Origin of the sequence: Marinomonas balearica, from assembly GCF_004362145.1 — a bacterium.
GTDB lineage: Bacteria > Pseudomonadota > Gammaproteobacteria > Pseudomonadales > Marinomonadaceae > Marinomonas > Marinomonas balearica.
Window position 1 is genome coordinate 17,739 of the sequence record NZ_SNXC01000009.1, and the last position, 20,526, is coordinate 38,264.

At 42.6% G+C, this 20,526-nt stretch carries 17 protein-coding genes; 15 read left to right on the forward strand and 2 right to left on the reverse strand.

Annotated features, from left to right (window positions below):
- Nucleotides 1–176 precede the first annotated feature (176 nt).
- The 6 genes from DFP79_RS01780 to rlmN all read left to right on the forward strand — a co-directional run bounded on the left by DFP79_RS01780 (nt 177) and on the right by rlmN (nt 7,485).
- Entirely contained in the window at nt 177–761 is a 585-nt protein-coding gene (locus DFP79_RS01780) for an MlaD family protein (protein WP_133502245.1), read from the forward strand.
- Between the two features lie 8 nt (nt 762–769).
- Nucleotides 770–2,941, forward strand: a complete 2,172-nt coding sequence (locus DFP79_RS01785; RefSeq protein ID WP_133502246.1) for an OmpA family protein — start codon at nt 770–772, stop codon at nt 2,939–2,941.
- Complete coding sequence (locus DFP79_RS01790) at nt 2,942–3,436, forward strand: Rab family GTPase (protein WP_133502247.1); 495 nt, start codon at nt 2,942–2,944, stop codon at nt 3,434–3,436.
- Between the two features lie 11 nt (nt 3,437–3,447).
- Nucleotides 3,448–5,547: a putative bifunctional diguanylate cyclase/phosphodiesterase gene (locus tag DFP79_RS01795; RefSeq protein ID WP_133502248.1), complete on the forward strand. Its 2,100-nt coding sequence runs from the start codon at nt 3,448–3,450 to the stop codon at nt 5,545–5,547.
- 197 nt (nt 5,548–5,744) lie between these two features.
- Entirely contained in the window at nt 5,745–6,152 is a 408-nt protein-coding gene (ndk, locus tag DFP79_RS01800) for a nucleoside-diphosphate kinase (RefSeq protein WP_133502249.1), read from the forward strand.
- A gap of 211 nt (nt 6,153–6,363) precedes the next feature.
- The gene (rlmN, locus tag DFP79_RS01805; RefSeq protein ID WP_133502250.1) at nt 6,364–7,485 is read left to right on the forward strand and encodes a dual-specificity RNA methyltransferase RlmN; all 1,122 of its coding nucleotides are present in this window, start codon (nt 6,364–6,366) and stop codon (nt 7,483–7,485) included.
- Nucleotides 7,486–7,634: 149 nt separating this feature from the next.
- On the opposite strand, the gene DFP79_RS17850 is transcribed toward rlmN, so the two are convergent.
- A complete protein-coding gene (locus DFP79_RS17850) occupies nt 7,635–7,796 on the reverse strand; it encodes a hypothetical protein (protein WP_166637619.1) in 162 nt (53 codons plus the stop codon).
- 40 nt (nt 7,797–7,836) lie between these two features.
- Between DFP79_RS17850 and DFP79_RS01810 the strand changes: the two genes are divergently transcribed.
- The 6 genes from DFP79_RS01810 (at nt 7,837) to der (ending at nt 14,827) form a co-directional block, all read left to right on the forward strand.
- The gene (locus tag DFP79_RS01810) at nt 7,837–8,802 is read left to right on the forward strand and encodes a RodZ domain-containing protein (protein WP_133502251.1); all 966 of its coding nucleotides are present in this window, start codon (nt 7,837–7,839) and stop codon (nt 8,800–8,802) included.
- Between the two features lie 8 nt (nt 8,803–8,810).
- The gene (gene ispG / locus DFP79_RS01815) at nt 8,811–9,923 is read left to right on the forward strand and encodes a flavodoxin-dependent (E)-4-hydroxy-3-methylbut-2-enyl-diphosphate synthase (protein ID WP_133502252.1); all 1,113 of its coding nucleotides are present in this window, start codon (nt 8,811–8,813) and stop codon (nt 9,921–9,923) included.
- Nucleotides 9,924–9,933: 10 nt separating this feature from the next.
- Nucleotides 9,934–11,211 carry a histidine--tRNA ligase gene (hisS, locus tag DFP79_RS01820; RefSeq protein WP_133502253.1) on the forward strand — a complete coding sequence of 426 codons (1,278 nt, stop codon included), beginning with the start codon at nt 9,934–9,936 and terminating at the stop codon, nt 11,209–11,211.
- 149 nt (nt 11,212–11,360) lie between these two features.
- On the forward strand, nt 11,361–12,002 hold the full coding sequence (locus DFP79_RS01825; protein ID WP_133502254.1) for a tetratricopeptide repeat protein: 642 nt from the start codon (nt 11,361–11,363) through the stop codon (nt 12,000–12,002).
- A gap of 2 nt (nt 12,003–12,004) precedes the next feature.
- The gene (bamB, locus tag DFP79_RS01830; protein WP_133502255.1) at nt 12,005–13,135 is read left to right on the forward strand and encodes an outer membrane protein assembly factor BamB; all 1,131 of its coding nucleotides are present in this window, start codon (nt 12,005–12,007) and stop codon (nt 13,133–13,135) included.
- A gap of 354 nt (nt 13,136–13,489) precedes the next feature.
- Entirely contained in the window at nt 13,490–14,827 is a 1,338-nt protein-coding gene (gene der / locus DFP79_RS01835) for a ribosome biogenesis GTPase Der (RefSeq protein WP_133502256.1), read from the forward strand.
- A 90-nt stretch (nt 14,828–14,917) separates the two neighbouring features.
- On the opposite strand, the gene rsmS is transcribed toward der, so the two are convergent.
- Nucleotides 14,918–15,103, reverse strand: a complete 186-nt coding sequence (gene rsmS / locus DFP79_RS01840; protein ID WP_133502257.1) for a pleiotropic regulatory protein RsmS — start codon at nt 15,101–15,103, stop codon at nt 14,918–14,920.
- Between the two features lie 157 nt (nt 15,104–15,260).
- Between rsmS and DFP79_RS01845 the strand changes: the two genes are divergently transcribed.
- The 3 genes from DFP79_RS01845 to DFP79_RS01855 all read left to right on the forward strand — a co-directional run bounded on the left by DFP79_RS01845 (nt 15,261) and on the right by DFP79_RS01855 (nt 20,524).
- Nucleotides 15,261–15,902 (forward strand): class I SAM-dependent methyltransferase, encoded by a 642-nt coding sequence (locus DFP79_RS01845; RefSeq protein WP_133502258.1) that lies wholly within the window; start codon nt 15,261–15,263, stop codon nt 15,900–15,902.
- Between the two features lie 179 nt (nt 15,903–16,081).
- Nucleotides 16,082–18,394 (forward strand): YgiQ family radical SAM protein, encoded by a 2,313-nt coding sequence (locus tag DFP79_RS01850; RefSeq protein ID WP_243730171.1) that lies wholly within the window; start codon nt 16,082–16,084, stop codon nt 18,392–18,394.
- Between the two features lie 333 nt (nt 18,395–18,727).
- Complete coding sequence (locus DFP79_RS01855; RefSeq protein WP_133502259.1) at nt 18,728–20,524, forward strand: AAA family ATPase; 1,797 nt, start codon at nt 18,728–18,730, stop codon at nt 20,522–20,524.
- Nucleotides 20,525–20,526: the final 2 nt, after the last annotated feature.

The window sequence follows — 20,526 nt, forward strand, 5'->3', positions numbered from 1 at the left end:
CAAATCTCAATAATCTATTGTTATTTAGGAAGCCACTCAAAAAACTCAATTTTGAGTCAGTGGTATTTATCATTTTTGAGAGTATAGTTATTAGTTAATGCTTTTTTCCATGCCAAATGGATTGCTGCATTTGAATGCTTACTTTAGATTGCTCGGTGTGGAAAAAGGATATTAGTATGACTAAGTCTGAAAAAGTAGAAATCGTTGAAAGTACAGAAAATGAAGCGACGGAAGAACTGTCAGGATCCGTTGAAAAAGCATCAGAGTCGGCAGCGTCTGAATTGGATCAGTTGCGGAACATTGTATTTGGAGCGGCAAAAGCTGATCTAGACGAAAGAATTCGAGCTCTTCAAAGTGAGATGAGAGCGGGCTTTGAGCAGGCTACTCAGTCTTTGCATCAGCAAATTTCAAACGTTCAAGCGGCACTGCAGGAAAGTGTTAATTCGTTAGAAGACCGTATTGGTCAGGTTGACAGTCACTACGATTATAAAACGTCAGAGCTTACTAAGAATATTGAGACGCTCGCCGCGGAAGTGGAATCGAATGACGAGAATAACCGTCAGTTAGATGAAGCACTTCATAAACGTATTGATGAAGAGATTCAGCAGCTTACCGATCAGTTTACTCAAAAACATAATCAAACAATTGACCTGCTTAATCAGGTTAAAAAAGAACTTAATTCCTCCAAAACAGACAGAAAAACCCTTGCGAAGCTTTTGGCTACGGTGGCGACAAATCTTGAGACAGAAGAAGACATCTGAGTTTGCCTATGAGCAGCAACAGGGACTCTCAAGCCAGTCAATTTGACGAAAACCAACAGATGGAGCAGTTGCGCTCTCTTGTTTTAGGTGAAGATTGTCAGATTGTTCGAGACGTTGTTGAAGAGAGTGCGCGAGATCTTGTTACCAATGTTTTAACGGAAGCGTTGCATGATAGGCAAAAAAACGACGGTAGTGTAACCGCTGTTATTGCGCCGCTTGTTGAGCAATCCGTAGAATCGTCGGTCGTCGCGCGAAAAGATCAATTTGTTAGTTACCTTTATCCGCTTGTCGGTAGCTTAGTTCGAAAGTCGGTAAGCTCGTTTTTAGCCGAGATTATTGAGCAGACTAATGAGCTTCTAGAAAGTAGCTTAACCTACAAAGGGCTTAAGTGGCGCTTTGAAGCTCGACGCGCGGGCATCAGTTATTCTCAGTACGTTGTACAGAAAACATTTGTTTTTCGTGTAGAGCAAGTTCTTCTTATTCATAAAGAAACGGGCATGTTGTTGAAAACGGTCATTCGGGATAAAACCCAAGCGACTGATGGCGATATGGTGTCCGCTATGCTGACAGCCATTAATGATTTTGTTGCCGACTCGTTTTCACCGCAAGAAAACGAACTAGAGCAAAGTTTGGATGAAATTAAAACGGATGATTTCATCCTTCTAATAAAACAGGGTCCTAAAGCCATGTTGGTTGCTGCGATTACCGGTAACCCTCCCGCTGGAATCGCTGACAAACTACAGCTTACTCTCGAGTCGATACATCAGATTTATAATGATGAACTAAACGACTACGATGGCGATTCATCTGAATTTGAAAACACCGAACAACAGCTTAATGAGTGTTTGTTAGCCCAGCAAAAAGAGAATAAAGCGGAGAAGAAAAAACTTCCGTGGTTAGCAATCGGGTTATTGTTGTTAGGGTTTGTTGGATTGGTTACATACTTCTCTAAAGGTTGGGAGCGAGAGGGTATTGCAAATGATATTCGCACTTTAAATGCGCCTCCTGGGATTGTGTTGCTCAGTTCTAAGACGTGTGGTGACAAGGTATGTGTTGAGGTACTGCGAGACCCTGTAGCTCAAGATGTGTCGACTTGGATCTCAAGTGTTTCTGATATGGATGATATTCTGCTTACCGAGCGAAGTTATCGTTCACTCGATGAAAGGCTACAGCCACAACGACTGAAAAAGGTTGCAAATACGTTTGCGGAGCTGCAATTTGATCCTGAAAGTGGAGTATTTCTCGGCAGTTTATCTAGAGAAAGGTACGATCAATTTCAATCTATGATTTCCGTAATCTTGGAGTCTAAATCTGTACAGGTAATTATGGATGCGGTTAAGCTGGATGAGCATAATGTGTCCAACACGATAGCGCTAAATAAATTGGCGAATAAGGTTCGTCTGCTTCCTGACGTACCCGGAATTGTACTGCTTAGTGCAGATGTTTGTGCAGAAAGTGTTTGTGTTGAGGTGCTTAGAGACCCTGATGCTCAAAAGGCATCTACTTGGATTCGTGATATTGGTTCTGAAAAACGAATAAAAATAAGAGAGCGTCATTTTCAAGCGGTTGATGAGAGGTTGTTGCCTAGTCGTTTAGCTAGAATCGTCAAAATGTACCCAGAACTGGTATTTGATTCTGATTCATTGCATATAACAGGCTCGATATCTGTGGCTCGGTTCCAAGAATTACGTACTCAATTGCTCGGCATACCTGAATCAATATCTGTCGATTTTCTGTTAAACGACGTCAGTGTTGAGTCGCAAAGCCTGTCTGAAAGAATGTCAGATGAACTGCAACTAGAACAATACATTTACGATATTAAGGCGACAAAAATTCGGTTTGATGTAAACGAAAATCAACTGCCTGATATTGAAATTGAAAACATTAAACGGCTAGGGATAAAGCTTGATGAAATACAACGTCTGGCTAAAAACGTAAAGCAAACGCTTTTTGTCATTATCATGGGAACGAGTACATCAGGTGGAACCGAAGCGTACAACAATAAATTAAGTCTAGATCGAGCTAATGCGGTAATGAAGGCGTTAATTGACGCAGGGATCCCTTCCAGTATTTTAAGAACGACAGGGCTTGGTGTGTTTGACCGGAATATCGATACACCAAAAGTGATATTTGATGTGGTCAGGCCATTATCCGAAGAAAATAGAGAAGTGCAGGACTAGATGATCCAAAAAAAAATATGCATGTTAGGTGCTTCTGCGGTTGGTAAAACCAGTTTGGTCAAACAATTTGTAGAAGGTATTTTTTCTGATAAATACCTCACAAGCATCGGTGTGAAAATCGATAAAAAGAAGTTGGAAGTTGACGAAACTACCGTGCAGCTCATGTTGTGGGATATTGAAGGTGTCGATCGATACGCAGGGTTTAATCCTAAATACCTACGAGGGGCTGCGGCTGCAATCATTGTTGTAGATCAAACACGCACTCAGTCATTTCTTGAGGGAATCGAAATTTGTCGTTTAGTAAAACTTGAAAAAGAGATCCCCATTTTTTTAGTAGCTAATAAAAGCGATCTGCCTAAATCAGAATCATGGGACAGTGCCGCTGATTGTGGTGTGACCTCGTTATTTGAGCTCAGTTTTAGTACGAGTGCAAAAACAGGGGAAGGCGTGGAAGATATGTTTCTTAATGTTGCTAAAGCAGCATTAAACAAATAGAGGTTGAGAGTATGAGTGCGCTGCTGTATCAAGAATTAGGAATATTCGATTGTGTCGTACTTAAGCATATAAAAGACGACTCTTTTCTGATTCATTTCGCAAACGATAACTGGTTTAACACTCTATTTCCCGGGATGCACGTAGGCGACGAAATCGTATTGGATGACACTCCTTATTATCTGGTTGACTTTTTGTATGATGCCAAAGAATTTTGGGGCTTAAATTCGCAGGGGCGAATTAATTCGGGTATCTGGAGTGAGCAAGTCGGTCGAAAGGTATTGCGTTTGGAAGCCGCAGCAATATCCAAAAAAGACGAGAACTTCCTTGTCCTCTTCAATCTTGAGAATGAATACAATAAAAGACAAAGTACGCTACAAATTGCGCGAGAGCTTCTTATTTCGAATGATAAGGTCTTAGAGCAACATGAAGTCATTCGCGAACGTATCGAAGCGTTAGCAGTTCAGCAAAATAATCGCAGTAGTATTAACTTGCCTGTAACGGAAGTTATTCAAGGAGCAGAGTTTGGCGTGGCTATCATAAGTCACGAATACCAGCCCATAGAGCAAAATCCTGCGTTGTTTAAGTTGTTTGAAATGCAGGTCGGTGACGGCGGTCAACCAGCAGCCTTGCTGATGGACTTGTGCGGACGTCAATTTCCTGAATTTCAGCGCATTTTAGATACTCGAAGTCGATGGAGTGGCGAGCTGTATTGGATGAAACCTCCGTCATTAAGTCGGTGGATGCAGCTTACCGTTTGTCCTATTGAAAGCGAGATCGATGGACTTTATTGGCTTCTTTTAGTGACTGACGTTTCTCGTGAGAAGTACCTTCAACAAAGCAATGAGAAGCTGACTTATTTCGATGTGTTGACGAACCTTCCCAACCGTCAATACTATTGGCAATGTTTAGAAAATGCGATAGACGGCGGTCAGAGCTTTTTTGCAATGCAGTTGGATATTAGGCAACTCAAAACGATCAATGAAGTGTTTGGTTTCGCTGTCGGCGATACGGTGTTGAAAGAGTTGGCGGAAAGATTGCGCCAACTGATTAGCCCAAACGACGTGCTTGCAAGGATCGGTGGAAATGAGTTCGCGGTCATTTTGCGAGAAGCGCCACATCAGAATTGTGAGCAGATCGCCAGAAGAATGGTATCTGATATTTGTGCTCCATATTATGTGATGGAAGAGCAGTATAAGTGCAGTGTGGGTGTAAGTATCGGTGTTTCGCATTTTCCATATGACAGTGTAATTGCAGAAGAGCTTATGAAGTACGCTGATTTGGCTTCTTTCACTGCAAAACAATCTGGGAAGAATGTTGTTCAATTTTACTCTCGCGAACTAAAAGACAGCTCATTGCGCCGGATGGAGTTAGAAGCAGCACTTCGTGATGCGATAGAGAACGGAGAGTTTGAGTTGTTTCTTCAGCCTATTCTCGACCTTTCTACTGGTAAAGTTTCTCAGGCTGAGGCGTTGATTCGTTGGCGGCGTCCTGATGTAGGGCTAGTCTTTCCTGATGAGTTTATTCCTATTGCTGAAAAAACGGGGCTTATCATTGCGATTGGGAAGTGGGTTATTCAAGAAGCTTCAAGGTTGTTATCGCAGCTTCATGAGAACGGACAGTATATTAAGTTGTCCGTAAACTTATCGCCAGCGCAGGTAAGTGACCGATCGCTTTTGCACTTTATTAAAGAGCATATTGAAACCAATGAAGTTGATCCGACTTATTTGGAGCTAGAGCTTACGGAAGGCGTTCTGGTTAACGACTTTGAGAGAATAAATCACTTTCTTTCTGAGGTTCGAAAATTGGGGGTTAGTGTCGCGATTGATGACTTCGGAACAGGATACAGCTCCCTTTCGTATCTACCTAAACTGCCGATCGATTTTCTAAAAATAGATCGCTCTTTTATCGGAGAGTTGATCGATAGTGAAAGTAATAAGGCGATTGTATTGGCAATTTTGGCAATGGCTGAAAGTCTGAAATTAGGCGTTATTGCAGAAGGTGTTGAAGTTGAATCACAAAAAGCGTTTTTGAGTAAACATAGATGCCAATCTGCCCAAGGCTATTTATTCAGTCGCCCTGTGCCGTTTGATGAATTTTGTAAGCTGCTTTGATACGCAAATGCAATGATGCCTGGTTTTTCCCTTGTTTGGGAATTAGTCATGTTTTCTTGCTCGACTGAAAAGTAATCAAAGATTTTTGCTATGAGCATACAATTTTAATAAATACATGCGTATAATCCACGCGCGAAACTTTTTAGATTACAGGCTCAATGTTTGGGTCTGTTAAAAAATACATATTGGAGTTTAAAATGGCGCTAGAACGCACCCTATCTATCATCAAGCCTGATGCTGTTGCAAAAAATGTTATCGGTGAAATCTACACTCGTTTTGAGCGTGCTGGTTTAAAAATCGTTGAAGCTAAAATGATCCAACTGGATGACGAGCTTGCTGGTGGTTTCTATGCTGAGCATAAAGAGCGTCCTTTCTACAAAGACTTGGTTGCTTTCATGACTTCTGGCCCAGTTGTTGTATCTGTTCTTGAAGGTGAAAACGCTGTAGCACGTCACCGTGAATTGATGGGCGCAACTAACCCTAAAGAAGCAGCGACAGGTACATTACGCGCTGACTACGCAGAATCTATCGATGCTAATGCTGTGCACGGTTCTGATTCTACGACTTCTGCTGAGCGTGAAGTGGCTTACTTCTTCGGTAACTAAGAATAAGCATGCGGTCTATTTAGCGACTAATATAAATAGACTTGCAGAGGTGCAGTCATTTTGCTGCACCTCTATTTAGAGGCTTCTGAAAAGCGTACTTCTTTTCAGAAGCTTTTTTCGTATTTAATATTTGTAACATTGGGTTTTTAGGCTGATAGTTCTGAATGGCTGTAAATCCCTCAAAGCGTTTACGCAAGTGATTGGTTGAAACATGTCTGCTATACAAAAAGTTAATTTGCTCGGTTTGTCCCCTGAAAAATTGATCGAGTTTTTCGAATCGATAGGCGAAAAGAAATTTCGTGCAACTCAGGTTATGAAGTGGATTCATCAAAAGGGTGCTGAAAGCTTCGAGGAAATGACGGACGTCAGTAAGAAACTGAGAGCGAAACTAGAAGGGATATGTGAGATTCGTGCGCCTGAAATTGTTGAGCAAAATATTTCGACCGATGGTACTCGTAAATGGATTATTCGAACTGAAGGTGGCAAAAATGACTGTGTAGAGACGGTGCTGATACCTGATGGCGACCGTGCGACGTTATGTGTTTCTTCTCAAGTCGGTTGTTCTCTAGACTGTAGCTTTTGTTCAACTGGAAAACAGGGTTTTAATCGTAATTTGACGCCTGCAGAGATCATTGGTCAGGTGTGGATCGCTATAAAGTCATTTGGACCTATGGATCCAAATGGTCCTCGTCGTGTCACTAATGTGGTGATGATGGGGATGGGAGAGCCGCTCATGAACTTTGAGCCGGTTGTTGATGCAATGATCTTGATGATGCACGACAATGCTTACGGCCTGTCAAAGCGACGTGTAACGTTGAGTACGTCAGGGGTTGTACCAAAGATTTACGAGTTGGTTAAGCGTACCGATGTGTCACTGGCCATTTCACTGCATGCTCCTAACAATCCATTGCGTGATGAATTGGTACCTATTAACCGAAAATACCCAATCGAAGAGTTGTTAGAAGCTTGTCAGCATTATTTAGACAATCTTCCTGATAAGCGTCATATTACAATTGAGTACACTATGATGGCGGGTGTGAATGACCAAGAAACGCATGCTCGTGAATTGGTAGGCTTGTTGAAAAATTTGGAATGTAAGGTAAACCTAATCCCATTTAATCCCTTCCCTCATTCTGGGTATGAGAAGCCGTCGAACAATCAGACTCGTCGTTTCCAGAAAATATTGGCAGATGAAGGGTACACCGTAACGGTTAGAACGACTCGTGGCGAAGATATCGATGCAGCGTGTGGGCAGTTAGTCGGTGACTTTCATGATAAGACGCGTCGGTCACAAAAATACATAGAACTGCGTGAAGTAAGCGACCAGTCTTAATCGATCAAAGACAGGATTTTATGAACTTTGATCGACTGAAACGTTCAAATAATGGTCAAAGTTCATGTTCTACCAAATTTTGATATAAAAATGTGCATTCTTTTGCGAATGAGGTTTGATGGTAGCCGTCAATCTTGTTTTAATAGCCATTATTGATAAGGTGTGCTTTTAAGTATTACATCAGGCTCGATAACTTGTTTTTTAATGGATATGTGTGATTTGACATGAACATAAGCCATAAAAATGAGTAATGATATGGATATGTCTGTCGTGAGTAGCTTTTCACGAGACTGACCTTTCTTTCCATTCATTTCATGCCACCTTGTTTTGCCTGAGACCCAAGGTATAAAAATGACTACCGAATATAAAGTAGAGACGGTCTCGTTAGACGATAACAGCGAGACAGAGATCGGAAAAAAATTAAAAATGAAAAGGATGTCGCTTGGTCTTGATGAAAGACAAGTAGCGACAGAACTGAAATTACCTATAGAACAGGTTATTGCACTCGAAAATAATCAATTTGACTATTTTCGCAGTAGCATGTTCGCTAGAGGTTATCTTAAAAGCTATTGCCGCTTATTAGACGTAGACCCTCGTCCGATTTTATCTGTTTTTGATCTACAGCAAGCTTCTCACGAACCTACCGTTAAACCTGTCGATAAAGTTAATAAACAGGCCAACTTTGGCGATCCAATTGTAATTCTTGTCTCCGTGGTCATTGTTGCGGTAATGATTTTTCTTGCTGTTTGGTGGCCGACATTGGAACGATCTTCGCCAAATGAAAGCGCTGAACCTGCATATCAAGAATCTGTGACTGAACAAGCAGGCGCGACTAACGATAGTGGTGTTGAGGTCATGCAACCGACTCAAGAGGGTTCAACGGTGACGGAGGCTGTCGTGGCAGGCGAGCTGGCTGAAGAAAAAGCGGTTGAAGACAGTGACATTGAAATTGGCTTATCTGCTGAAACAAAAGCTATTTTAGAAGAAGCGGGCGTTGATCCAGAAAAAGTCGCTAAAGATACAGCACGAGATACAAGCGAACCTGAGCCTGTACTTGAAGTGGTTAAGCCAGAATATAAAGACGACGTAGTGATGACCTTCAGTGCTGATTGCTGGACAGAAGTGAGAGACAGTCGAGGGAGAATACTGTATTCGGGCGTTAAATCTAAAGGAAGTACGCTTAAGCTAAATGGCAGCGCGCCTTATAGAGTCGTCTTGGGTTTTGCTCGCGGAGTATCGTCGCTTAAATATAAAGGCGAAGAGTTCGATTTTTCTTCATTTATTAGTAAAGACTTAGCTCGATTTGAGCTTAAATAGAGAGAACTATGCATTTCGAATCACCAATAAAGCGCCGACAGTCTCGTCAAATTATGGTCGGAAATGTGCCTGTAGGCGGCGGGGCACCGATCAGTGTCCAAAGTATGACGAATACAGAGACGTGCGATGTCGATGCTACCGTTGCGCAAGTTAGAGCAATTGAGCAAGCCGGTGCGGATATTGTTCGTATTTCCATTCCCTCTATGGAAGCTGCGGAAGCATTTAAAGAAATTCGAAAGCAAGTTTCGATTCCGTTAGTTGCAGACATTCATTTTGATTACCGTATTGCTCTTAAAGTGGCGGAATACGGGGTGGATTGTTTGCGAATCAATCCAGGAAACATAGGGAACAAAGACCGAGTGCGCTCTGTTGTAGACTGTGCCCGAGATAAAAACATACCAATTCGAATAGGTATCAATGCAGGGTCTTTAGAAAAAGACTTGCAAAAAAAGTACGGTGAACCGACACCGGATGCGCTTGTTGAGTCCGCATTTCGACAAATCGAGTATTTCGATGAATTGGATTTTCATGAGTATAAGTTAAGTCTTAAAGCATCAGATATATTTATGACGGTTGAGGCATATCGAAAGATCGCTTCTCAAATCGATAATCCACTCCATCTGGGCATTACTGAAGCCGGGGGCTTGCGCTCTGGAACCGTTAAGTCCTCAATTGGTTTGGGATTGCTTCTAATGGACGGTATTGGTGACACATTGCGAGTATCACTTGCAGCAGATCCCGTTCAGGAAGTCAAAGTAGGTTGGGATATGCTTCGAAGCCTAAAACTTCGTAATCGAGGGATTAACTTCATTGCTTGTCCAAGTTGTTCTAGACAGAACTTTGATGTTATCAAAACGATGAACGAACTTGAGGAACGTCTAGACGATGTTACTGTCTCAATGGATGTTGCAGTAATTGGGTGTGTTGTGAATGGTCCTGGGGAAGCGAAAGAAGCGGATCTCGGTTTAGCCGGGGGATCTCCAAATAACTTGGTTTATCTAGACGGTAAACCGAACAGTAAACTAAAGAATGAAACACTGGTTGATGGTTTAGAAAAAATGATTCGTGAAAAAGCTGCGGCAAAAGAAAACGAACTTTCTAACATCATCGCCAAGCAATAAGGAAACGAAAGTGGGTAGTAAAGTACAAGCAATTCGAGGTATGAATGATATCCTGCCTGGTCAATCCTCTATTTGGCAGTATATTGAAAATGCAGTCGCGGAAGTGGTTAACAGTTACGGCTACCATCAAATTCGTTTTCCTATTGTAGAGCATACTGAACTGTTTAAGCGCGGTGTTGGTGAGACGACCGACATCGTTGAAAAAGAAATGTACACATTTGATGATCGCAATGGAGAATCGCTTACGTTGCGTCCAGAGGGCACAGCAAGCTGTGTTCGTGCTGCAGATCAGGCTGGATTGTTATTTAATCAAATCCAGCGTTTATGGTACGTTGGTCCGATGTTTCGCTATGAGCGCCCGCAAAAAGGCCGCTATCGTCAGTTTCATCAAATAGGTGTGGAATCGTTCGGCATGGCGACGCCCGATATCGACGCCGAGTTAATTATTTTAACAGCACGCCTTTGGAAGAAGTTAGGTTTACTTGAGCACGTTGAACTTCAGTTGAATACCATTGGTGTCGCTGAAGCTCGTGAAAATTTCAAAGCCAGTTTGGTTGAATATCTAACTCAGTATAAAGATGAGTTGGATGAAGACAGTCAGCGCAGATTAGAAACGAACCCTCTACGTATATTAGATTCAAAAGATTCAAACACTCAAAAGGTGCTCGAAAATGCGCCAAGCCTAGATGAGTATATTGATGAAGAGTCTCAAGCGCATTTTGATCGTCTGCAAGCCATATTAAAAGCCAACGACGTCCCGTATGTAATTAATCGCAAGCTCGTTCGTGGATTGGATTACTATGGTAAAACTGTATTTGAATGGGTAACAACTCATTTAGGTGCTCAGGCAACAGTATGTGCTGGTGGGCGTTATGATGGGTTGGTAGGGCAGTTGGGTGGTAAAGCAACTCCAGCGGTGGGTTTTGCTATGGGGCTTGAGAGGCTTGTTCTATTATTAGAAACGCTGAACTTAGTGCCTGATGTCGCAAAAGCGTCCACTGATGTGTTCATTGTCAGCATGGGTGACGCTGCAGAGTTAGCTTCATTTAAAGCTGCTGAATCGATCAGAGAGACAGTGCCAAGTTTAACGGTATTGCGCCACTGTGGAGGCGGTAATTTTAAGAACCAGATGAAAAAAGCTGATAAATCTGGCGCACGGTTCACGTTAATAATGGGCGAGAACGAAGTCGAAAAAAATGTTTGTCAGGTTAAAGACATGACAACTGGGCATCAAGAAGAATGTGTTTTGGACAACATTGCTGAGTATTTACTGTCTTTTTTAAATTAATTGAACGCTAAGAGTTCTATCTTTAGTGGTGTAAGCAAAAAGGCAGTGTAAAGCAGCGGATTAACAGTAAAACAGCGGTTGTTAGCGATGTTGTCGTTAGATACGCTGTTTTGATTAATAAGATAAAGATGTAACCTGAGGACGATTAGGTGTCAGAGTTAAAAACAGAAGAAGAACAAATAGAAGCGTTTAAAACGTGGTGGAAGAAAAACGGTACAGCGTTGATTCTTGCTGTTGCTGTTGGAGTAGGTGGCTACTTTGGTTTTCAAACGTGGAAACAGAATGAAGCGGCTCACATTAGTGAAGCGTCATCCATGTACCAAACTTTGGTTGAAGCGGCTGCAGATCTAGATACTGAGAAAAACCAAAAAGATGTTGCTGCGCTCGCTGCTCAATTAAGTGAAGAGTACGGCGATACTGGCTATGCGATGTTTGCCGAGCTTTTTGTGGCAGAGCTTGAAGTAAACAAAGGCAATTATGATAAAGCCATTTCTGCTTTAGAGCGTGCTATCACTGGAACCGAAGATAAATCGTTCCAAGCTGTCGCTGTTATACGTGTGGCGCGCCTTCTCGCTGAGAAAGAAGATTACGATTCTGCGTTAAGCAAATTGGATATGGTTTCAGACAACGCATTCTCGGTACAAAAGAATGAACTGAAAGGTGATATTTATTTACGTCAAGGTAAACGAGACGAAGCAAGAACCGCTTATGAGCAAGCTAAGCAAGCACTGGAGGTAGGACAAAATCATCCTCTGCTTGATATTAAATTAGGTGATCTTGCGAAGAGCTAATTATGTCTAAAATATTGCTTTTGTCCTCTTTGCTTATTGCATTGTTTTTGCAAGGGTGTGCCACCCAACTGCCTTTACCTGAACCTGAAAAAATGGATCAAGAGGTTTTTTTTGATACATCTTGGCGACGTGGAGTCGACGGATCATATGGGGAATACACTGAACGCTTTAATCCAGTAGTAAAGGATGATGGTGTATTTTTCGTTACTCGTCGTGGAGCAGTATATAAACTACGCCAATCTGATGGCCGCCGCTTAAACTATTTTGTAACAGATTATGAGCCAAGTGCAGGCGTCGAGTTAAACAACGATTTGCTGTATTTTGGTACTTATGATGCAAAATTAGTTGCCGTTTCTCTGAGTACAAAAGAAGTGGTTTGGGAGCGTTCGTTGACGTCAGAGATTCTGTCGGAGCCGACTTACCAAAATGGCTTTCTTGCAGTTCAAACTGGCGATGGTTGGTTAAGTGTCTTAGAAGCGAATACTGGTGATACAATATGGCGCGCTAAAGAGGACATTCCTGCCTTAACGGTTCGTGGTACAAGTGTGCCCGTTATTTCAGGTAATAAAGTCATTGCTGGTTTTGCAGATGGTAAGCTTAAAGCCTTTTCTTTGTCTCAAGGAAAAGAGCTATGGTCATACGAAGTAGGCACCCCCAAAGGTCGTTATGAAATTGAACGATTAACGGACGTAAACGGTCGTCTTGTAGTTAAAGGTGAGACGGTTTATGCGGTGGCTTATAACGGAACGTTAAGTGCCTTATCGGTTGAAACAGGTAAGTTGGAATGGCAGCGCAGTATTCCAAGCGCTGTTGGCGTAGCGGTAAAGGATGATCAACTTGTTATTGTAAATCAGGATAGCAGCGTAATTGCTTTGAATGCTCTTAATGGAACCCAGATATGGGAAAACCGAGAGCTTGAGGATAGAGCGCTTTCTGAACCTACTTTCTTCAGAGATTATATTGCGGTTATAGACAGAGGTGGTTTTGTTTTTTTACTCGATCCTAAGTCTGGTGAGAAAAAAGCCTTTAAATTAGCCGATACCAATCAAAAGCCTGGAAGTAGAATGGTGTCTAATGGTAAGCAATTGTTTATACTTACGCCAGATTCAAAAGTAACTGCACTTAGCTACTAATTTATAGATACGTTTCTATTCGCTTATCTTAATGCTAAGAGTACTTTTTCAAGGCTGCCTTCTCTGAAACGGTCAGGGGAGGCATGATTAAGTCCACTGTATTGAGTGTGAGAAAATTGTTTCGTTAAAGGTAATTTCTCTGTAATGAATCTATTTACAGAGCGCTTTGATGGAATGTCGCACCGCGCTCATTGCCTTTTTAGTGTCATTGTTTTTAGCAGTTGAAGTATTGCTGGAAGTACGTCTTCCAATACTTTTTCGCGTTGATACATGAAACTCATTTAAAGGCGAAATGCACAGAGGCTAAATTCATCCTTCTTCAGGTAGCCGTACAATATTTAAATAGGTATAAAAATGATTCCAGTTATTGCATTGGTTGGTCGTCCCAATGTAGGTAAATCCACCCTTTTCAATCGCTTGACTAAATCTCGGGATGCGCTTGTCGCAGATTACCCTGGATTAACCCGAGATCGAAAATATGGTGATGGCAAATTAGGTGAGCATGATTTCATCGTTATTGATACGGGTGGTATAACAGGAGATGAGCAAGGGATCGATGAGAAAATGGCATCGCAATCCCTTCAAGCGATCGAAGAAGCGGATGCGGTTTTGTTTTTGGTTGATGGTCGACATGGCCTAAACCCCGCAGACGAAATGATTGCTAACCACCTGCGTCGCTCAAATAAATCAATTTATTTAGTCGTCAATAAAACAGACGGTATTAATGAAGATATTGCCTTAGCTGACTTCTACGCTGTCGGTTTAGGGGAGCTGTATCCTATTGCAGCTGCGCACGGAAAAGGTGTTCGGAGTCTGATTGATACAGCTTTAGCGCCATTTGCAGAGCAAGTAGCAGAAGCGCGCGATCAAATTCAGTTAGAGTCAAAAGGTATTCGTATTGGTGTGGTTGGTAGACCGAACGTTGGTAAATCCACGTTGGTAAACCGCATGTTGGGTGAAGATCGCGTTGTTGTGTATGACATGCCGGGAACGACTCGCGACAGTGTATACATTCCCTATCAACGACATGATAAAGAATATACCTTAATTGATACTGCTGGTGTACGTCGTCGAAAGCACGTTAAAGAAGCGGTTGAAAAGTTCTCCATTGTAAAAACGCTTCAAGCGATCCAAGATGCGAATGTTGTAATCTGTGTCATCGATGCGCATGAAGATCTTGTTGAGCAAGACCTTCATATGATTGGATATGTTCTCGACGCTGGGAGAGGGCTGGTTATTGCAATCAATAAATGGGATGGCTTGCAAAAAGACGAGCGCGAACATATAAAGAAAGAAGTTGAGCGTCGTCTTGGGTTTGTTCCATACGCTAAGGTGCATTACATCTCTGCGTTGCATGGAACCGCGGTAGGGGATCTATACGACACTATCGAAGAGACCTATGATTCTTGTTATTCTAAATGGTCTACAAATAGGCTGACACGAATCTTAGAAGATGCCGTTTCTGAGCATCAGCCTCCTATGGTGAAGGGTCGTCGTATTAAATTACGTTATGCGCATCAGGGGGGGTCCAATCCACCACGAATCGTTGTGCATGGCAATCAAACAGATGCTCTTCCAGGCAGTTATAAGCGTTACTTGGAAAATAAATTCCGTACTGTTTTGAATATAACAGGAACACCAATTAGCTTTGAATTCCTTTCGTCAGAGAACCCGTACGCACCCAAAAAATAGCGTGCTGGGTACGAACGCATTCTGCTAATTGAATATGAAACCATAGATCTATCGAGTAAGTTACTTGATCGGTCTATGGTTTTTTTATTTTCAGTTCGTACTTCCTTCCATTGAAATTTTCTCTATAGCGCTCTCATCAGATAACTTCTTTTCATAGTCTTTGAGTACGATTTTCAGGGCGTCTATCGCCGTTTGTGGTTGAATTTGATTTCCTTCTAATAAGTCGATCAAATCTACCGCTAATTTTATATGATCGGGTGCATTTTCTAGCGCCACGGGGTTCTCCTGTTGCATTTTTTTTGTATCTTGAAACTAAGAGGCAAAAGTATTTTTTAGAAAAAATGTGTAAATTGATCCAAACTGTGTTTGTAGACATATTTTTACCACACTTACTTTGCGAAGATAACAGAGTTGATTGAAAGGTGAGATTATTGTGATTACAAATGAGTTTTGGTTGGATCGATGGAAAGCTGGACGTATTGGGTTTCATGAAGATGAAGTTAGCCCATTGTTGACCTTCTATTGGCGAAGTTTACCTCGCGGCAGTCGAGTGTTAGTACCCTTGTGCGGTAAATCCAACGATTTAATTTGGTTGGCGGAGCAAGGGTATGACGTTGTTGGTGTAGAGCTGTCTTCACTTGCAGTGGTTGAGTTTTTCGGAGACAACGACCTCGAGTACACCACCGAAAGTACACCGTTAGGTAAAATGCACAGAGCATGCGATATGGCTCTCAGTATATTTGAGGGCGACATTTTTGACTTTGACGAAATAAATTTTGATGCATGTTACGACCGTGCTGCGATGGTAGCAATGCCGCCTTCTTCTAGGCAACACTATGTTGATAAAGTCAGTGCATGTTTACGACCAAAAGCCTACATCCTTGTAATTGCTCTATATCATGATGGGGACATCACTGATCCACCATTTTCTGTATCAGATGATGAGGTTGCTGCTCTTTGGAAGCGAGATATTCACAAAATCGCGAGCGAGGATTTAGTGCAAACTAACATCCGTTATAAAGAGAAAAATCATGCATTTTTCGAAGAAAGCGTCTGGCAAGTACTGCCGGATTAAAGTTTCTAATTGCTGCGGTATGCTGTGCTGAGCGCTAATGTCACTTGGTGCTGTATACCTGACTGTTTTTCTGGGATAATCGCATTTCTTAAGTTTACGACAAAAATAGCCGATCAGAAAAGCAAACTAATGCAGTGTTATTGCATACAGTGTCTGTCTGATCTGCAACTGAGTACCTCATGATAAAACGACACAAGACTGCGCCGGACCTTTTTTCCTATCCTCAATATTGGGCTGAATGCTATGGAGTTTCTCCGTTTTTACCCACAACTAGAGAAGAGATGGATGCCCTAGGATGGGATAGCTGCGACATCATCATTGTAACGGGTGACGCCTACGTAGATCATCCAAGTTTCGGAATGGCAGTATTAGGTCGTTTGTTAGAAGCTCAAGGTTATCGAGTGGGCATTATTGATCAGCCAGATTGGCGCAATAAAGATGACTTTATGCGTCTTGGCCGACCAAATTTATACTTTGGTGTCACGGCTGGAAACATGGACTCGATGATTAATCGCTATACTGCTGATTTGAAAGTTAGGAATGATGACGCCTATACGCCTTATGGGGTCGGCGGAAAACGTCCTGATCGAGCCGTAATCGTCTATTCTCAACGCTGCAAAGAGGCATTTAACGACGTTCCGGTTATGATCGGCGGGATCGAGGCCAGTCTCCGTCGTATTGCTCAGTATGATTACTGGAGTGATGAAGTTCGTCGTTCTGTATTGATTGATTCTACGGCCGACATACTTTTATATGGTAACGCTGAGCGCGCGATTGTCGAAGTGACTAAGCAAGTAGCAGCTGGCAAAAAAATGAATCAAATCACGGACGTTCGCGGCACGACTTTAGTACGTGATGTTCCACCCGGTGGTTTTTCGGAGATTGATTCAAGCCGTGTCGATTGGCCAGGGAAAATAGATAAGATTTACAGCCCATACGAATACATTCCAGAAGGCAAATGTCAAACGAAAGACTCCAGTGAAGACGATGATGTCATGCCGATTCGGGTTATACCTGCGCCATTGCGAAGAGGGGAGAAGCTGGATGCTGACAAAACGTATATTCGCTTGCCATCGTTTGAGAAAGTGTCAAAAGATCCCGTCCTTTATGCACATACTTCACGTATTTTACACTTAGAATCCAATCCTCATAATGCGAGAGCATTGATTCAAAAGCACGGTAAAAAAGAAATTTGGGTCAATCCGCCGCCAATTCCATTAGAGACTGATGAGATGGATGGTGTGTTTGATTTACCTTATGCGCGAGTACCACACCCGAAATATAAAAAAGCGCGTATTCCTGCTTATGACATGATTAAAACATCGATCAATATTATGCGTGGGTGTTTTGGTGGGTGTACTTTCTGCTCCATTACCGAGCATGAAGGGCGAGTCATTCAGTCTCGATCTCATGAATCGATCATCAATGAAATAGAGCAAATTAAAGAGAAAGTTCCTGGCTTCACAGGGCATATATCGGATCTTGGTGGCCCAACGTCCAATATGTATACACTGAACTGTAAGGACGATGCGATACAAGCATCATGTCGGAAACTATCGTGTGTTTATCCTACTATATGTTCTAACTTAAATACCGACCACAGTCCAACGACTCAGTTGTACCGTAAAGCACGTGCAGTGGAAGGGATTCATACGGTTTCCATTGCTTCAGGGTTGAGGTATGACCTTGCTGTAGAAGACCCTGAGTATGTCAGAGAGCTAGTAACCTATCATGTCGGTGGTTTGTTAAAGATTGCGCCTGAGCACTCGGAAAAAGGGACGTTATCGAAAATGATGAAACCCGGTATGGGGACTTACGATACGTTCAAACGAATGTTTGATAAATACTCGAAAGAAGCAGGTAAAAAACAGCACCTCATACCTTACTTTATTGCCGCTCATCCCGGATGTGAAGATGAGGATATGATGAATTTGGCGGTTTGGTTGAAGAAAAATGATTTTAAACCGGATCAAGTACAGACTTTTTACCCTTCACCTATGTCATTAGCGACTGCTATGTACCATTCGGGGAAAAACCCTCTGAACCGAGTGACGTATAAAAGTGAAGACGTTTATACGCCTAAGGATCATAAACAAAGAATGGTTCAAAAAGGATTTTTACGTTACCACGACGCCAGTAACTGGGGTGATTTAAGAGACACGCTTAAAAAGATGGGGCGAACAGATTTAATCGGCCATGGCACAAATAAACTGGTTCCTGCTGAAGACAAAGACAACCAGATGCCTCGTCGTCCGAAAAATGCCAAACCTGGGCAGCGTACTGGAGCATCGCATACGAGTAATCGGCCGACCGACAAAAATATTAAAGAAGCTGAGCGTAATAGACGTAAGTCTGCTAACGGAGAGTCGCCTGCCGCTAGGCCAGCATCCGGCAAAAACAGCGGAGTTAAAAAGCCAACGAACTCTTCGAAAGGCAGTACACACTCTCCTAATGGCGCTCGATCTAATAAGCCGACTAAACGCCGACGTTAGCTCGACTAATCTTTGATGTCTGCATTTAGCCGATAAATTAGCTAAGTGCAGACGTCTATTTATGGGCATTTGTATCAATCAAATATCGCCCCATTCAACGTAATCGCATTTATCGTTCGGGTGTGCTCCTCGAAAACACCATGACGAAAAAGCCGCGTTTATGAAGAGTATTAGCAGTTTTATTAGAAATTAGCGATTCAATAATTGTTGAAACTCTGTATTCTAAAGCATCTTAATCAATGAAAAAGATTGGGTTTTACTTTTTTAGAATGGACCGCACCCAATGGGGTTCATTTTGTAGTTGCCCTGTATCCACAATTTCTATGGCAATACATGACAGATTTTAAGCATCTTACATTTCCCTTTTCTGCAGTTGCAGGGCAAGAAGCGCTCAAACTTGCATTAATTCTTTGTGCGATTAATCCGAAAATTGGTGGCGTATTAATAAGCGGCCCTAGAGGGTCAGCTAAATCAACACTCGCTCGTGGTTTATCTGATGTGCTACCTCCATTTGAGGGGGAAGTGCCTGTCGCATTTGCTACGTTACCTCTTGGTACGAGTGAGGATCGACTGCTTGGGGCGATTGATTTACAACGTGTTTTGAATGACAAAAAAATTGATTTCCATCCCGGTATTTTGTCAAAAGCGCACGGTGGCGTACTGTATGTTGATGAAGTCAATTTACTGGCCGATAATCTTGTCGATCAATTGCTCGATGTCGCTGCAAGTGGATTGAACCGCGTTGAACGAGACGGAATCAGCCATGAACATGAAGCCAAGTTTTTACTTATTGGAACGATGAACCCTGAAGAAGGAGAGCTTAGGCCTCAGTTAAAAGACCGATTTGGGCTCATGGCTGTGTTGTCGAATCAATACAGTCTTGAAGAGCGTGTTCAAATTGTTCGATTGCGAGAAGAGTTTGATGGAAACCCACGCGCTTTTCGCGATGCATTTAAGTACAAACAAAAGACCTTGAAACAGAACATAAATTCAGCGCGAGCACGGCTCGCGAACGTTTCATGTTCTGATACGGTTCGAATGGACATTGCTTCAAGGTGTCACGATGCGAATGTCGATGGCGTTAGGGCGGATATTGTTTGGGTTCGAGCGGCGCTAGCTCATGCAGCTTGGCGTGGGGCGGGATCGGTGACGGCAGAGGATATTCAAGCCGTAGCAGAACTGGTATTGGTACATCGTCGCCATGCCTCGTCTGGCTCAAAAGGGTCGCAAGGAGAGTCTCATTCTTCGACACCGCCTTCTGCCTCCAGACCTCCAAGTAGTCGAAGACCTCCTGATTCGTATAAAACTCCTTCGAATAACCCGTCAGAAGAAAGTGAGGCATCGTCGGGAAAGCCACAAGCCGCTTCTGATCAAGATTGGGGCGGCCTTCCACCACAGCAGCAATCAACGTATTCAAAAATAGCGTTGAGCAAAGCTAATAATCATTCTGACGATCGACCTATAAAGACTGCTTTGTCTAGAGGACCGCTTCAGCAATGCGTCAGTAGGAAAATCGGCAAAGACGCGGGTGGTTATAGACTTTCCAACAGTTCATTGTCTACGTCGGTTAACTGGTGCAGAACATTGACGTTATCTCCCCACAAGTGGCCACCTAAACTCATAATGGCGAATGAGAAAACGGGACTGGGTGTATTGAATATTATAATGCTCGACACATCAGCATCTGTATTAGGTCAAACCGTTTTCTCGAAAATGAAGGGAGTAATTCTGGATATTTCTCAGCGGGCCTATTTAGCACGAGAGCAGCTTACTATATTTGGATTTTCAGAAGAGCGTGTCGAAACAATACTGCCGAAGGTTCGCTCTCCAAAAGATATACATACGTTACTTGATGGCCTTACCGCAGGAGGGGGGACGCCTTTATTATCAGCGTTGTCTAAACTAGAGTGTGAAGTCAGTCGCCATCGAAAACAGTATCCAAGGTTAAGCATAAACGCATATATAATGACGGATGGCCGAAGTCATATGCCGATTTCTGATATGCCTAATATCGACAGTAGAGTAATCTGGTTAGACACAGAGCTTGCTCACGTTAAGCGAGGAAGAGGCCGGCAATTTGCGGATGCGCTTGGTGCAGAATATTACACATTAGCACAGCTCTTAGCGTAACC